We start from the raw sequence: 15,421 nt of genomic DNA, 5'->3' as shown, positions 1-15,421 counted from the left end.
TAAATTTTTGTATTTGCTAATTGAAAAAGTTTTGGAGGTGGGAACATGAGGAAAAGTGCGTGGATTATCATCACGTTTATGCTACTGGCATCGTTTTCTCAGGTTTACGCTTATGAGGATCAACATCTCTTCAACATAGACATTTATATGACCGTGTATCCGAGTGGGACGGCATTCGTTAAGATTAACGCCCAGCTCAAAGACCCGTCTTATTTGGACTATTTCGAGGAGCTCTCCCAGACAAATCCCCAAAGAGCAGAAAAGGAATTCCATGACTTTGTTTACTCGTTGATATATGGCAATTTCAAAAGAGAAGTAGAAGAGCGATCTAAAGAAGCTTTGGTTGTTGTACCAGAGGAAGGGCCCGTAAACTTGGGAAAAAACTGGACTGCAGTTGTAACTTTTAAAATATACAATTACCTTGTGGAGAAAAACCAAACACTGCAGAGCTCAGTTTATGGACCAATGCAATTCTTCTTTAAAAACAAGATTTTTGAATACAGCTGGAGAAAGCTCACAATAATTCTCCCAAAAGACGCTTATATTATCAATCTAGCTCCAAAACCGAAGGAGCTTGTAGATAATGTCGCCTCATGGGAAAACGGGTACTATCTTCCAATAGTTGTTATAACCTTTGATTCCTCCGTCTATGAAGCCATTATGAACAAGACAACAGAGAATACTACTAAGTTCATTCCTTTCGACGAATTTCTGGCAAAAACTACAAAGAGCATCCAGATTTACTATGACCCCCTAAGCGGACTTGTCCAGTTTAACGCAACTTTCGAAGGGATTAACGCTACAAGCTACCATGAAATAAAAATTAGAGAAGAGTTCAACAAAACTATGGATATTCAAGAGATAAACTCCAAAATTGAGGACAGCAGAGTACTCGTATGGGGTGAGGCAAAGCCAAAAGTTGACTATAAAGAGAGTCTCACCAAGAAAACTTGGACTGCAAATATAACCCTACCGTTCGAGTTCGATAAGATAAGTGTTAAATCCCCAACCACTGTGGAAATAAAGTCGCAGAAAACGGACGGTAAAACTGTAACTATTGTGGTAGAGCAGAAGAAAGGCATCTGCGGGCCAGGAATTGTCTTGTTGATAGCAATACTTCCACTCTTGACAAGACGGAGGTGAGCAAATGGACTTCTTCTTTTATCCCGCCTCTGTGGCGGTATTTGGGTCATTTAAGAGGGGAGCAATAGCATACGAAATTCTGAGAAATATAGTTGAAGGAGGCTTTAAGGGCGAGATTATTCCCGTGAATCCTAAAGGGGGAGAAGTTGAAGTAGGGGGAAAGAAACTTAAAATCGCAGAAAAGCTTGAGAAAAATGTTGACGTTGCCATAATAGCAATTCCCGCAAAGCTTGTTCCGTCCTTAATCGAGGAAATTGGAGACAAAATTAAAGGAGCTGTGGTTATAAGCGCAGGGTTTAGCGAGATCGGTAACGTTGAACTCGAGAGAGAACTCGTTGAAAAAGCCCGAGAAAAAGGAGTAAGAATTATTGGGCCAAACTGTGCCGGGATTTTTGGTGTTCATGCTGACTTTTTCGGCTCCTTTGAAGTTAGGGTTAAGAAAGGAGGCTTAGCGCTGATCTCGCAGAGCGGAGCATTTGGCGGTGCAGCTTTGGCTATGGGAAATGAGGAAGGAATAGGATTTTCAGCTTTCGTTTCTTACGGCAATGCTGCCGATTTGACGGAGAGCGACTTTTTGAGGTATTTTGCCGACGATGAAAACACCAAAGTGATAGCTTTGTATATTGAAGGTGTAAAAGACGGGAAAAAGTTCGTGGAAGCTTTGAGATACGCCACCGCTAAAAAACCCGTGATAGTCCTCAAGGCAGGAAAAAGCAAAAGCGGGAGCAAAGCTGCTCAGAGCCACACCGGAAGTTTGGCGGGCAGCTATGAGATCTACAAAGGCGTTTTTGCCCAGTTTGGAGCCATAGAGGTTGAGGAAATGGAAGAGCTTTTTGATGCGGCAAAAACCTTCGAGATGTACGAAAGCGGAGGGGGGAGAATAGCCATAATAACAAACTCCGGCGGTCCTGGAGTTTTGGCAACCGACAAAGCCGAGAAGTTGGGGCTAGAGATTGCAAGGCTTGAAGACAAAACAACAGAAGATCTCAAAAGTTTTCTGCCTCCTCAATGTTCCATCAAAAATCCAATTGACCTTATAGCGGATGCAGATTATGAGAGATACAAGAAGGCTATAGAGGTAGTCTGCAGAGATAGAAACGTCGATGCCTTGCTGGTTATCTGCGTTCCACCAATATTCATTCCGAGCGAAGAGATTGCAAAGGCTATCATAGATGCCGAGTGCAACAAGCCCATAATTGTCAATTTTATGGCCGGAGAACTCGTGAGAGAAGGTGTGAGAGTTTTAAATGCCCACGGAATAAAGAATTTCCCAACCCCTGAAAGAGCCGCCAAAGCCCTTTACTGGCTCAGCTTAAGAAGGGCTTTTAAAGAGCGTAGTATAAGATATTAAGGGGTGAGAGAGATGTACAGGCCGATTTACCCGATGAGGACCTACTTAATAGTCTCAGGTCAAGGAGAGGAAACAAACGTTATGGCAGCGGACTGGGTGACGGTTCTTTCCCATAAACCCCCGCTAGTAGGAGTGGCAATTTCTCCTAGGAGATACACCCACAGGTTAATCTCCAAATACAAAGAGTTCGTGATCAGTGTTCCAAGCTTAGAGATGCTTCGAGACGTCTGGATTGCTGGAACAAAAAGTGGACCCTCAAAGCTCAAAGAAATGAACATAACCCTTATTAACTCAACAAAGATCGTCACGCCAAGCATAAAGGAGGCATTGGCAAACATAGAGTGTAAAGTCGTTGATGCAAGGGACTATGGTGATCACACGTTCTTTGTGGGCGAAATTGTGGGCTACACATACAAAGAGGAAGCCTTCAAGGACGGAAAGCCAGATATCATGAACGCAAACTTTCTAGCACATGCGGCATGGACAGACTTCGTAACATTTGAAAAGAAGATATACAAAGCAGAATGAAGGATAAATGCCCCCATTATCACGTTTAGGTTTCTGTTTTTTGCTTTTAATCGTTTTTGAAGGCTTCTTTTTGAATTTTGGATTCTAAACTTGGTTTGGAAGTCTTTAGTAACCAAAAGTTACTATCTGACAAAGAGTCGCAATATCCTTTGAATTTTGTAACGAAATTTTTTCGGAATTTTGAACGGGGCAATACTAAGCTTCTTTTATATATTATCCCAGCAGAAATCGAACCTTTCTTCCTCAAATTTGGTTTTAGGAGGAAATTCTTAATTTAACCCTCTGTCTTCCCTTTGGAGATCTCGTGTATGGAGCTGTGCATTGCAGAATTGGGAGAGTTTCACACGGGTTAGAGCACAAAAGTCCTTTCTTGCGGTCTTAATTTGGAGCTTGTGAGGGCTTTTTTATTGACCCTTTGTCGAAAGGCTTATAATGTTCAAGCGCTCTAATGGTTTTATAGGGGATTTGGAGGAAAATTCGCCCCTGTTCCAATAAGACTTTAGAAGAATTGAAAGCTGGGGTTGTTCTATGCAAGCAAGCTCGACACTGTGGGGTTCCAATAAGACTTTAGAAGAATTGAAAGGATAATTTCATACTCAGCTTTCACACCCTCGGCGGCTAACTCCCAGTTCCAATAAGACTTTAGAAGAATTGAAAGATTGAGGACGATGTTTCAACAAGCAAGAGTGTAAAACGCAAGTTCCAATAAGACTTTAGAAGAATTGAAAGGAAGGAACTTTTGATTTTTTTATTCAAAATTTTTTGGGGTTCCAATAAGACTTTAGAAGAATTGAAAGTAGGACCGCTAAGAGGGTCATTGCCCACAAAGCTTTAAGTTCCAATAAGACTTTAGAAGAATTGAAAGTCGACCCGAGCAGAGTTGTCCTTATTGACTTAAACCGTGTTCCAATAAGACTTTAGAAGAATTGAAAGTTTGGTGAGAAAACTTTTACCTCGTGCCTCTTCATCTCGTTCCAATAAGACTTTAGAAGAATTGAAAGCTCACCAGCACGCCATAAGCACCGTTAGTAATTTTGAGTTCCAATAAGACTTTAGAAGAATTGAAAGGATACAACTTAACAGCTGATCTAAACGACATCGGTGGAGTTCCAATAAGACTTTAGAAGAATTGAAAGTAAGAATAATGCCGATTTTGCCCCCAGCCAACGAAGTAGTTCCAATAAGACTTTAGAAGAATTGAAAGCTGTATCTTCCGTTACCATCTCTTTGTAGCAGGGCCTGGTTCCAATAAGACTTTAGAAGAATTGAAAGCAGCATTTATGGTCGTTCTTGGAGTAGTGAAAGTTATGTTCCAATAAGACTTTAGAAGAATTGAAAGATCGAAATGATTCTCCAACGGAAAGGTAGATATTAAACGTTCCAATAAGACTTTAGAAGAATTGAAAGCGGCAGAGGATACAGACAGCCAGAATAATTACGGGCTGTTCCAATAAGACTTTAGAAGAATTGAAAGTCTTCACTATATCGAATGTTTGCGGCTCCTTTCCAAAGTTCCAATAAGACTTTAGAAGAATTGAAAGATTGAGATGTAGCTAAGCTTTTCTTTGAAGAAATCAGCGGTTCCAATAAGACTTTAGAAGAATTGAAAGTTTCTTGAACTCTTTTGTCTCCTCATTGAACTCCTTGGTTCCAATAAGACTTTAGAAGAATTGAAAGACCCCGCAGCGGAGCCCCCAATAAAACCATAAGGGCGGGTTCCAATAAGACTTTAGAAGAATTGAAAGGTCGATCCGTGGACTAAGAAGTACATTTACATGGATTGGTTCCAATAAGACTTTAGAAGAATTGAAAGCTTTTGCACTAACGCCAGTTCCAATAAGACCTCAAAAAGACTAAGAGAGATTAAAAGACAAGGCTTTTAAATCCTCCTCAGTAATCTCTTCTGATGATAGCCCTAGGGATTGAAGGCACAGCACACACACTTGGCATAGGAATTGTGAGTGAAGAAAAAGTTCTCGCCAATGTATTTGACACTCTCACGACTGAAAAAGGTGGTATACACCCAAAGGAAGCCGCGGAGCATCATGCAAAACTCCTAAAGCCTCTTCTAAAAAAGGCTCTCAAAGAGGCTAAAATTAGCATTGAAGACGTAGATGTAATTGCCTTTTCTCAGGGGCCGGGGTTAGGGCCAGCTTTGAGAGTTGTGGCAACGGCTGCGAGAGCTTTGGCTATAAAGTACAACAAACCCATTGTTGGAGCTAACCACTGCATCGCCCACGTGGAAATTACAAAAATGTTTGGAGTAAAAGACCCAGTTGGCCTATATGTAAGCGGCGGAAACACCCAAGTGCTAGCATTAGAAGGCGGTAGGTACAGGGTTTTTGGAGAAACTCTGGACATAGGCATAGGCAACGCCATAGATACCTTTGCCAGAGAGCTCGGCTTAGGGTTCCCAGGGGGGCCTAAGATAGAAAAGCTCGCTCAAAAAGGGAAAAAGTACATTGAGCTCCCCTATGCGGTTAAAGGCATGGACTTAAGTTTTTCTGGAATTTTGACGGAGGCCGTTAGAAAGTACAAGACCGGGAAATATAAGGTTGAGGATTTAGCGTATTCCTTCCAGGAAACAGCTTTCGCCGCTTTGGTTGAAGTCACAGAGAGAGCCGTTGCACACACAGGGAAAGAGGAAGTCGTCCTCGTGGGAGGAGTTGCAGCAAACAACCGCCTGAGAGAAATGCTCAAAATAATGTGCGAGGATAGAGGAGTTAAATTCTTTGTCCCCCCATACGATTTGTGCAGGGATAACGGAGCGATGATAGCTTATACTGGCTTGAGAATGTTCAAAGCGGGCATAAAGTTTGACCTTGAAGAGACAGTCGTCAAGCAGAAGTTTAGAACTGACGAAGTAGAGGTAATCTGGTAGTCTAGAACTTCTTCTTTATCTTCAGGGTGTACCTGGGGTAAATCCTCTTTGAGAACCTCACAAACTTTGTTTTTCTTGGAGACTTTTCAATCCTTATTTTCAAGTGAGGAGGAAGTTGTGTGTAAAACTGCCCATCAACGGTAAGAACGATATCCCTTTCCGTCAATACTTCTATGTCGATTGACGAAGAGTCAGGGACAACGAGAGGTCTTGCCGTAAGGGCAACTGGAGCCAAGGGGACTAAGAGGATGGCATGCAAGCGAGGGTCAACCAAAGGACCCCCAGCAGAAAGGGCATAGGCAGTTGAGCCAGTAGGCGTTGATATTATCAGCCCATCAGCCCTTATTTCCTCAGCAAGCTCCCCATCAATGTAATATTTGAGGTGGGTTATCTTACCGGGAATTCCGGTCAAGATGGCCACATCATTAAGTGCATCGGGTATGTTGTCAAACCCTTCTACAAAAGTCCTAAGCTTCATCCTTTCGTCTATAAAATAATCCCCTTCTAAGACCCTTGAAATAGCAAAAAAAGTTTCAGCGGGCTCTACTTCAGCTAAAAAGCCCAAAGTACCCATGTTTATCGCCAAGATAGGAATTTCTTTGGGAGTTTTATGTTCCACTCTTAGAACCGTTCCATCTCCCCCGATAGCTATCATCATATCAACGTCCATTTTCTCAAGGGGGATAACATCTTCGAGAGAGAAATAGGGGAAGTGCTCATGAGCTTCCTCATCAACGTAAACCTCGTAACCGCTAACTTTGAGAAAGTCGTATACCCTATAAGCAAGCTTTAGGGCTTCCTCACGATCCCTTCGGGCTGCGATTCCAAACTTCATGCTCTCACACCTTACCTTTGCTTAGCTTTGCACCAAGATAAACGCTCAATCCCCCTCCAATAATTGTTGGGAGCCAGAAAGATATAAACCTATCTAAGATAGTTGCAGTTACGGCGAGGCTCTTATCAATTCTCAGACTAAGATAGAGGGCTGAATTAACTGCCTCTGTTATTCCAACACCACCGGGGAGGATGCTTATCATTCCAAGAGCAATACCAGCCATCTGAACCATCAGGATTTTTTGAATTTCAAGGTGATATCCAATGCTCTCAAAGACAAAGTACGTTCTGAAAAGCATTAATGTCCAGAGAGCTAAAGAATAGAACAGTGTCTTGCCCAACACAATTGGATCTTTGGAAAGTTCCAGAAAAGTATTTCTAAAGTCTATTATGGATTTTTTAAGCTTGTCTTCAAGTGTCTCTTCCATCCCTCCAAACTTCTCCGGGAATATGCGTCTTACAAGGCTGGCTATTTTGTTAAGTACTTTAAAAGCCAAGGCCTCGTTCAAAGAAACCAGAAGACTTGTAGTCACTATCAAAAGAAGCACTACAGTTGAGATAGATAGAACGGACAGCAGAAGCTTTACCTTTAACGAGAGGGCGTACTTGAAGGCAACAAGGGTAAAAAGCAGAACCGGAATGACGTCCAAAATCCTATCGGCCATTATAGTTGCAAACACCTGCCCATAACCACTGCTTGACTTCTTGGTTATTAGGTACATCCTAGCTGGCTCTCCACCTGCCCTGGCGCCGGGAGTTAGGTTGTTTGCAAATATTCCCACTATAGTGGCCATTACAATGTCTTTTACTTGAACTTTCACTCCAGCCCTCTTTAGGAATATTCTCCACCTAAAAGCCCATGCAAGGGTTGCAAGAATTTGCATAAGCAGTGCCAGAAGAAGATATTCCAATTTAACTTCTTTCAAAAGGTTTAACGTTTCCTTTATTCCAGCCCACCATATGAGCAGCGCTATAACTACAATCCCTACAAAGATTAGGAGGGAGTCTCTTTTTTTCATCAGCTCACCTTCCTTAGTTTTGCAATAAAGAAGCCTTGGGTAAGATGCTTGTGGGGATAGAAGCGCTGCACTTCACCTATTCCCAACCCAGGTGAGCCTATAAAGATTTTCTGCTCTTCAAGTTTTAGACCTTTCTTTATCATGTACAGCACGTTTCCTTCATTTTCCTCATAGCTTAGAGTACATGTAGAATAAACAAGCACTCCGCCCTTTTTGAGGCTCTTTATTGCGGCATTTATGAAATGTCTCTGGTACCTTGCCGTTGCCTCAATGTCCTTTGGCGTTTTCGTCTCCCAGAGCTTCGGTCGTACCCCTAACGCTGTACATGGGGCATCCAAGAGGATTTTGTCTGCCTTAATTCCAAGGTCTGGCAGATTTCTTGAATCCATGTGGACAAGCTTGACGTTTTTCACGCCAAGCCTCTTAAGCTCTTTCTCCATTTTGGCAAGCCGATTTTTCGATTTGTCTATTGCTATTATCTCCCCCCTGTTTTCAAGGAGCTGAGCTATGTGGGAAGTTTTTCCTCCGGGGGCAGCTGCCATGTCAACTATGAGGTCCTCTTCCTTTGGTTCCAAAATATGGGCAACGAGCATAGAAGGAAGACTTTGTGCATAGAAATAGCCCTTCTCATAGGCTTTTAATTCATTTAAGCTCGGCAGCTTGAATTTTGGAAGGGTTACTTCAACCGCTATTCCCCGCGTAGAAATTATCATTTCCTTGGCACTCATCCTCGCAATCCCTATACCAACAAGAAGCCCCCGCGGGTCTCTGATCTGAACTTCATCTCCTTCCTTTATTCCCTTATCTGCCTTTAGAACACCCGGAGCGTAAAGGTGTGCCCCTTGGTAAACACTCTCGGCTGCAAATTTATTTGCAACTACCCTCGGTAAGTTGGGCTCGTAATCGTCGGGAAAATTCGGCCCTTCCCTCTCAAAGTATATTCCCTCTTCAAGGTAAGGACTCCTCTTTGGCTTCAGCCCTTCTTTTCTAAGCTCCTCCATGAGCTTCTCTCTGCTTATTTTAAGCGTGTTGACCCGTATGTAGTACTTCTCTACCGGCTCTCTCAGCTTTTTCATTATCTCCTCAGCTTCTGCCCCAAAAAGGTTGTAGTAGTATTTTTGCAGCTCTTCTGGAAACGCTTCCTTGTACATGGAACCACCTATAGATCAAGGACTTTATACTTTTTCGCCAGCTCTATAAATTCAAAGAGCTTGTTTTCAAGTTCTTCACTATCTTTGGCCTCAACTTCGAACTGGAAGACCTCTTCTTGGCTTTTTTCTATTTCTCTGTAAACTTCCTCGGGGTTTCTAGGAGAATTGTGATTGTATATGTCCTCCAAAAAGTTCTCTGTTCCATAAATATAGCTTTGCAGGAATTTCTTGAGGAACTCAAAGACAAAGTCTCTGGTTATTTTCTCCTTGGGGATAGCAAACACAAAGTAAAAGCTCTGAATCGTCGCTCCAACTTCTCCCTGAGGCTTTATCTCAAAAGCTGGATGGGGATAGACCATCTCTCTCCATTCACCCTCAAGGAAAATATAAGCATTGAAGACTTCCTCTACAGGCTCTACTTTAAAGCCTAGAGGTCTAAGCTTTTCTCTCAACACTTCATTCAGCCTAAAAATCTCGCTCCAGATTCTGTTTAAATGATTGTGAATTTCAATCAGTTTCATACTCTTCACCTCTAAGGAAAGATAGAAGAGAAAATTTAAAGCTTTAGGTCATCTAAGGGCTAAGTTCAACTGCTCGACTATGTTTGTCTCAACGGTTTTCTTTATCTCTGGAAGCGGCATTTCTATTTCGCGGTTGAGCACTTTCACAGCCAAGACGAGCTTTAAGGATAGTTCACTCCGTTCTCCCCTCTTTATATGCTCCGCGATTACCTTGGGGAGAATGTTCGTGTCGACTATTGTCCTTATTTTTGCCGTAGCTCTACCATTAGCTGGAATTACAACATTCTCAATGAGTTCCCCTTGAGCTACTTGGTATCCATTGGCCTCTATGTTGTACTTGATTCCAAAAAGAGGCAGGGAAAAGGGATTTGGATTGTAGAGCTTTACATCGCTCAAAATCTCAATTCCGGTTTCATCAACTTTTCCCCACTTGGAGGGCATTCCTTCGATTGCTGGCGTTTTTATTAAGTCTCCGGAGCTTTCTATTGTTGTGTTGCTGATGTAGGAGAGCAAATCTGTCTGTAGCGATTTTGAGAAGCTTCCCCGTATAATCGGGATTCCAAATATTGATCCTCTTACTCGTATCTCAAGGTTGCTCTGTTCTCCATTTTTTATATGTTCCTTTAGAGCTTCAACAATTTCTTGGTTTTTAAGAACAAGCACTCCCCTCGCACTGTCCTTTAAAAATCCAACCTTTAGGTCTTTTACCGTACCTACTTCTATCCCAGCCCAGTATAAATCCGCTTCCTCAATGTTTATGGAAACTGGAAGGGGCTTACCGAAATACACTGTTGTATCAAGCTCTATCGTGTTCTCATCCACGTATCCCCATCCAGCCTTTACTTGAGGAGTTAGCGTAAGCAGTGCATACCCCAAGTAAGCCGCCCAAAGAAAAATTACAAGTCCTATCACTCCAAGAACCTTGCCTATTCCCACAGCTCTCACCTAAAAAATTGAAAGAATTAAAGGCTTAAAAGGATTTGTCATTTCTTTTTACCTTTCCGGTATGTCCACAAGATTACTACCAAAGCCAAAATTCCCACTATGACGCCAAAAGTTCTCAAGCTGCTTTTTGTCTTTGTATTTTCTTTAACCGGGATCGTAATTGACTCTTCAAAGATGTATACGTTGTCGTCTCCGCTTTCCTTATCACCAACTGCTCTAATCCTTACCTGAATGGTGTAATCTTTGGGAATAGCATCGTTTGCAATGCTTAGCTCCAAGACGCCTTCTCCTTCCTGGCCTGGATCGAGGGTTCCAATGTAGTCCGATCTTTTTGAGAGTGTGAACGGCTGGTCAGCTTTTACGACACCTTCTATTATCACGTTTTCAGCCTGCTCTCCACCGATGTTTTTGACCTTTATGTGCACGAGCACTTCTTCGCCCTGCATGGGCGTTTTGTCAAAACTTACTTTTTCAACGGTTATTTTTGGTTTCTCGTTTACGATTATTGGTATCTTAATTATGTCCTCCTTAGTGTTGCCCGAGGCATCTTTGTATTCTATTTTTACCGGAATTTCGTAGGTCCCCCCTCTTGCATCCTCTTTGACGTTTACTTTGAATGTTGCCTTTGCAGAATCACCCTGCCGTAGAGTCCCTATGTTTATTATTTGTTCACTTGTTTCGCTTAGCTCGAAGGGGTCTTCTGGCATGGGCTTTAGAATCACATAGCGAGCACTTCCAGTGCCGATGTTCTCTATCTCAAAGTTTATCTCTACGTTGTTCGTTCCAGACAAAACCCTGCTTGGAGACGTTGAAACCTTTGAAATGATTATGTGCTCCCTTCCAAGAACTGGCACACCGATTAGTCTCTCGTCTGTTAGCTTATCATCGTTTGGTGTGCTCAAGTATTCCAGCGAAACTTTTAATGGATAAACTCCGTTCTCAAGTCTTTCGCTTGCCTTTAGATGGAACTCAAGAACTCTCTCTTCACCCGGACCTAATTTAGATAGGTATTTTGTGTTGTCTTCTCCGATAGGCAGAAAAGCATTAATGTTTTCTCTAGCAAGCTGTTCCATTAGCTGGTTTAAGACAAGCTGGAGGTTTTCACTAAGGCTTTGGCTTCCTTGGACGGGGAGGTTCTGGAGAGCAGAGAGGTCAACTTTCGTGACTTCTCCAGGCGCATTGACTTCACTCGGCTCTATCCTAAAGGAAAATGCTTTTGCCGTTTCATCCCCAACGTTCTTCACTTTTACCCTGAGCACGAATTCGTCCCCAGGCTCTATTGCCTTTGGATCCATCTCAACACTCTCAATTTCAACAAATGCCTGGTTCCTTCTCACTACCTGAATTGAGAAGTCAAACGTCTGCTCTCTTTGATCCTTTGAATCGCCGCTGTAGTATGAGACCTTTAACCTCAGCGGATAGCTTCCTGTGGATGCGTCTTCACTTACGTGGAGCCTGAACGTGTATCTCATAACTCTGTTAGTATTTATGGTGTAAGTGAAGTGCTGTTTTGTTGCATTGTCAATTAGTATTGCTCCCTTCTGGAATTCCAAGGAAGGTGAGAGATCAACAAGTATTTCCTTTGCAGGTTCTAAACCAACATTCCGAAGATCAACGGTTATCTCAAAGTCTTCCCCGGGATGAACTACTTCCGGTTTTTCAACATTCTCTATTTCAAAAGTTGCCTCACCTTCGCGAATTACACTTACAGAGAAATAATCAAAGCCCTGCAGCATTTGCAACTTCTCTCCTGTCTGGACATAATATGCAAGCGAAATATAGAGGGGGTAAATCCCCGGATCAATGTTTTCATTTACCTTGAACCTGAATTCAACAACTTTTTCTTCTTTTCCATCCAAATATTCTATGTATTTCACGGCACTATCCACGGGCAGAAGAACGCTCTGAACTACTCCACTTTGAGATGCAATCTGAGCTATTGCTTCTGCTCCCCCGCTAGAAGGTACAAAAGATACAGGTGTCGGAGACACAACTACTGTGATAAACTTTGCCTTTAAAGCCCCTTCATTCTTTATATGGACTTTAATAGTGATCTCATCACCAGGTCTCACCTTTTTTGGTGTTTCGGCCCATGCCCGGAGGTATGCCGGTATCATAGAAGCCTTCCACTCGGAGGGGCCACTTATACTTATTTTTGCACCATTTGGGTAAATCTGAAGTGCCGTAATAGTAACCTTTTCCCCATCAACTTCCACTTCTATGGTCTCATTTTCCCCTACGAGTTCAATGTTTGGGTAAGTAATCGTCATCAACAAGTCTTCTTTAGATATTCCCAGCTCTGGATGTTCCTCAACGGTTTTGAACACTGCATCTAAAATCTCTTTTTGAGATGCGCTGTTGAGCCAGAGATAGAATTGAGCAAGCTCTATGGGATTTGCTGTGTTATAGCCAAGTGTCTTTGCCATTGCATAGAGAAAGGTGACGTTTGTGAGAAGCTTTTGTATTTTTTCTGGATTGGGAACTTTAACCGAAGTGTAGTTCATGTTCAGTACTTTGTTATCCCTAAGGATCAAAATCATGGCTTTGTATTCGTTCTCTTCATAGTCTTTCTGGACATCTTGAAGGACAACTACAAGCGGACCCACAAGTATTGAGTCTCCCTTGTTAAGGTAGCCCTCAAAGAGGAGTTCTTCTTCTGCTACAGCAAGATTAACGCTACTCATGATTAGCAATAGTCCCAGTATAAATCCAAAGGGTTTCCTCATTTCTCTTCACCCCTTATCTTTTTTCCATAAAACAGTTGAAGTAAGGCCGGTGTCACAGTAAAGGCCGCAAACATTGAAGCAAAGATTCCAATTGCCAAGGTTTTTCCAAAGTCATGTATTGCAGAGAGCTCCCCGCTAAGCAAGGCCAAAAATCCTCCGGCCGTTGTTAATGCTCCTACCAAGATCCCAGGACCAACGCCTTCAAGGGCTGATATTATGGGATAGGGATTGCCCTCTTCAAGCTCCTCCAAAAACCTGTGGGTGAGGTGCATTCCATAGTCCACTCCAAGACCGACTATCATTGAGATAACACCGGCTAGGGTTTGGTTAAAGGGTATTCCAGCAAGCCCCATATAGCCAACGGTCCAAAGGGCTCCAAGGAACATTGGTAGTATCATTGCAATCGAAACTAATGGCCGTCTAAAGAGCACTATGACGACCAGCACGACAAGAATGCTACCATAGGTTGATATCTTGTTTAACTCCTGGTCTATGAGGTTACCTAAGACATAGTTTAGGTAGGACTCTCCGGCGGGTTTTACTTCAACTCCAGGTGGAAAATCCGCGTTCTTTGCCTGCTCTTCAAAGTAGCGCATGATAGCTCTAAACTCATCTGGCCTAACCCCACCAAAGTTCCCCTTTAACTGGATTAGAGTCATTGAGTAGTCATCGTTTACAGGAGCTCCCCCTTCTTTTATGGCTTCGTTTATTTTTTCCTTGTCTTGGGGGATGTAACCATATTTCCTGACAACCACATCCGCTATGCTGTTGGCCTCAAAGACGTTGTTGTAATAGGAATCGGCGAGTATCTCCTGCTCAAAGCGATAAATAGCTCTAACCACATTCGGATCTCTTACGTCATCCGCTCTCACAACTAAGTCCACTTCATCTTGACCTCCAAACTCATATCTAACGTCCTTCATTGCCTCAATTTCGGGTATGCCTTCGGGAATCATTTTCTCAAGCCTAACTTCGGTTGTTACCTGAGTCAATCCATAAAGAAACACAAGGGTCACTAATGACACAACAAACAGTGTTGTTTTTGGATGCCTCTTGATGAGCCTTCCAAGGGTGTTAAAGGATTTAGCAATGAAACCGGAGTGTGCCCTTATCTCAGGTATTTCGTGTTTTCCTTTAATTTTCTTTAGAATATCCTCATAGAGCATTATAAGGGAAGGGGTTATCACAACAGCATTTATCGCCGCCAAGCTGAGACCCATTATTAAGACAAAGCTCAACCTCCTAAGAGCAGGTAAAATGGAAAGAGCCAACGCAGAAAATCCGGCTATAGTTGTTAGAGCGGCTCCTAGTAATGCCTTTCCAGTCTCCGCTACAGCCTCTTCCGCTGCTTCTTCAATTGGTCTCCCTCTCTTTCTTTCTTCAAAATACCGGTTAGTTATATGAACGCCATAATCAATTCCCATACCAACTATCATAGCCCCAACCACTGTCGTTACCATATCCATCGGGATCCCGAGAAGCCCCATGAAACCAAGGGTCATTGTTACACCAAATACCAGAGGTATCAGAGGGAGCATTGCCCTAAAAACCGATTTGTAAAAGTAGATTAACAAGAAAGCCACTAATATAAACGCAATTGTCATTGTTCTATTTAAATCGCTTTTGATCATCGCCAGGATTCTATACGCGATTCCAATACTCCCGGTCTGAATAACCTCCACGTTTTTTGGAAAGCTTACTTCGCTTATATCTCTCTTAATGTCCTCATAAATCCTCTGCACAGCTTGAGAACCAGATGAAGATGTTAAAGTGGCTATTACAAGAGTTGTCCTGTAGTCGGAGCTCATTAACCCTTGCAATGCCTCTGGGGGGAGAGTATTTAAAACGAACCTAACTTCCTCTTCGTTCTCAGGCAATCTGCCGAGGATTTGAACAAAAATATCAGCAATGCTCATTGTGTCCGTTACATACTCATGTTCCCTCAAACGTTCCTCAAGCTCATATATTGCCCTTATTACTTCGGGGTCTCGGATGTCGTAAACTCCCCCCTCCTCAATAGATGTCACTTTAACTATTATGAGGACAGAATCGCCGCTTTGAAATTCGTTTTGGAGTGTTAAGTAGTCCTTAACGGCGGGCAAGTCTTGAGGAAGCTGTTTAGTAAGATCGCTTTCAAATTCCAGCATCTGTATTCCATAAACAGAGAGAACTAACAAGAACAAGGCTACCAGGGAAAATGCTCCTCTGTATTCTACTATTATTCTCGCAAGCCTTTTGAGCATCCTCTCACCTCTGAACTTTCGGAACTTTCCGAAAGATTTAGATGATCTGCATTTAAAAGCTTTGTGAGAACTTCTTCAA

General features: G+C 42.6%; 11 protein-coding genes and 1 CRISPR repeat array. Of the genes, 4 read left to right on the top strand and 7 right to left on the bottom strand.

Annotated elements, in window-relative coordinates:
- Positions 1 to 45: 45 nt before the first annotated feature.
- The 4 genes from NF865_RS03175 (at position 46) to NF865_RS03160 (ending at position 5,903) form a co-directional block, all read left to right on the top strand.
- Positions 46 to 1,143, top strand: a complete 1,098-nt coding sequence (locus tag NF865_RS03175) for a CGP-CTERM sorting domain-containing protein (protein WP_253305158.1) — start codon at positions 46 to 48, stop codon at positions 1,141 to 1,143.
- A 4-nt stretch (positions 1,144 to 1,147) separates the two neighbouring features.
- On the top strand, positions 1,148 to 2,494 hold the full coding sequence (locus tag NF865_RS03170) for an acetate--CoA ligase family protein (RefSeq protein WP_253305157.1): 1,347 nt from the start codon (positions 1,148 to 1,150) through the stop codon (positions 2,492 to 2,494).
- 12 nt (positions 2,495 to 2,506) lie between these two features.
- Positions 2,507 to 3,022, top strand: a complete 516-nt coding sequence (locus NF865_RS03165; RefSeq protein WP_253305519.1) for a flavin reductase family protein — start codon at positions 2,507 to 2,509, stop codon at positions 3,020 to 3,022.
- A gap of 485 nt (positions 3,023 to 3,507) precedes the next feature.
- Positions 3,508 to 4,835: direct repeats of the CRISPR family, unit length 30 nt; unit sequence GTTCCAATAAGACTTTAGAAGAATTGAAAG.
- 93 nt (positions 4,836 to 4,928) lie between these two features.
- Positions 4,929 to 5,903, top strand: coding sequence for a bifunctional N(6)-L-threonylcarbamoyladenine synthase/serine/threonine protein kinase (locus NF865_RS03160; RefSeq protein WP_253305156.1), 975 nt, complete (start codon positions 4,929 to 4,931; stop codon positions 5,901 to 5,903).
- A gap of 1 nt (position 5,904) precedes the next feature.
- Here the strand turns inward: NF865_RS03160 and NF865_RS03155 are convergent, their stop codons facing one another.
- From NF865_RS03155 to NF865_RS03125, 7 genes are read right to left on the bottom strand one after another with little or no spacing between them, the layout of a single operon-like run.
- Entirely contained in the window at positions 5,905 to 6,738 is an 834-nt protein-coding gene (locus NF865_RS03155; protein WP_253305155.1) for an NAD(+) kinase, read from the bottom strand.
- Positions 6,739 to 6,742: 4 nt separating this feature from the next.
- The gene (locus NF865_RS03150; RefSeq protein ID WP_253305154.1) at positions 6,743 to 7,756 is read right to left on the bottom strand and encodes a flippase-like domain-containing protein; all 1,014 of its coding nucleotides are present in this window, start codon (positions 7,754 to 7,756) and stop codon (positions 6,743 to 6,745) included.
- Positions 7,756 to 8,907: an RsmB/NOP family class I SAM-dependent RNA methyltransferase gene (locus tag NF865_RS03145; protein WP_253305153.1), complete on the bottom strand. Its 1,152-nt coding sequence runs from the start codon at positions 8,905 to 8,907 to the stop codon at positions 7,756 to 7,758. The genes NF865_RS03150 and NF865_RS03145 overlap by 1 nt, the downstream gene beginning before the upstream one ends.
- 8 nt (positions 8,908 to 8,915) lie before the next feature.
- The gene (locus NF865_RS03140; RefSeq protein ID WP_253305152.1) at positions 8,916 to 9,428 is read right to left on the bottom strand and encodes a DUF3201 domain-containing protein; all 513 of its coding nucleotides are present in this window, start codon (positions 9,426 to 9,428) and stop codon (positions 8,916 to 8,918) included.
- A 48-nt stretch (positions 9,429 to 9,476) separates the two neighbouring features.
- Positions 9,477 to 10,373, bottom strand: a complete 897-nt coding sequence (locus tag NF865_RS03135; protein WP_253305151.1) for an LEA/WHy family protein — start codon at positions 10,371 to 10,373, stop codon at positions 9,477 to 9,479.
- A 38-nt stretch (positions 10,374 to 10,411) separates the two neighbouring features.
- Complete coding sequence (locus tag NF865_RS03130) at positions 10,412 to 13,099, bottom strand: COG1361 S-layer family protein (RefSeq protein ID WP_253305150.1); 2,688 nt, start codon at positions 13,097 to 13,099, stop codon at positions 10,412 to 10,414.
- Positions 13,096 to 15,342: a hydrophobe/amphiphile efflux-3 (HAE3) family transporter gene (locus NF865_RS03125; RefSeq protein WP_253305149.1), complete on the bottom strand. Its 2,247-nt coding sequence runs from the start codon at positions 15,340 to 15,342 to the stop codon at positions 13,096 to 13,098. Before NF865_RS03125 ends, NF865_RS03130 begins: the two co-directional genes overlap by 4 nt.
- Between the last annotated feature and the right edge of the window lie 79 nt (positions 15,343 to 15,421).

Source organism: Thermococcus aggregans (assembly GCF_024022995.1).
In the GTDB taxonomy this organism is placed as follows: Archaea; Methanobacteriota_B; Thermococci; order Thermococcales; family Thermococcaceae; genus Thermococcus_A; species Thermococcus_A aggregans.
The sequence above is the reverse complement of the archived record's forward strand: the minus strand, read 5'-3'. Positions and strand labels throughout refer to the sequence as shown.

Bases quoted from the DNA above. Each gene is read 5' to 3' on its own strand.
- NF865_RS03170 (WP_253305157.1), top strand. From the start codon at position 1,148: ATGGACTTCTTCTTTTATCCCGCCTCTGTGGCGGTATTTGGGTCATTT.
- NF865_RS03175 (WP_253305158.1), top strand. From the start codon at position 46: ATGAGGAAAAGTGCGTGGATTATCATCACGTTTATGCTACTGGCATCG.
- NF865_RS03160 (WP_253305156.1), top strand. From the start codon at position 4,929: ATGATAGCCCTAGGGATTGAAGGCACAGCACACACACTTGGCATAGGA.
- NF865_RS03155 (WP_253305155.1), bottom strand. From the start codon at position 6,738: ATGAAGTTTGGAATCGCAGCCCGAAGGGATCGTGAGGAAGCCCTAAAG.
- NF865_RS03140 (WP_253305152.1), bottom strand. From the start codon at position 9,428: ATGAAACTGATTGAAATTCACAATCATTTAAACAGAATCTGGAGCGAG.
- NF865_RS03130 (WP_253305150.1), bottom strand. From the start codon at position 13,099: ATGAGGAAACCCTTTGGATTTATACTGGGACTATTGCTAATCATGAGT.
- NF865_RS03125 (WP_253305149.1), bottom strand. From the start codon at position 15,342: ATGCTCAAAAGGCTTGCGAGAATAATAGTAGAATACAGAGGAGCATTT.
- NF865_RS03150 (WP_253305154.1), bottom strand. From the start codon at position 7,756: ATGAAAAAAAGAGACTCCCTCCTAATCTTTGTAGGGATTGTAGTTATA.
- NF865_RS03165 (WP_253305519.1), top strand. From the start codon at position 2,507: ATGTACAGGCCGATTTACCCGATGAGGACCTACTTAATAGTCTCAGGT.
- NF865_RS03145 (WP_253305153.1), bottom strand. From the start codon at position 8,907: ATGTACAAGGAAGCGTTTCCAGAAGAGCTGCAAAAATACTACTACAAC.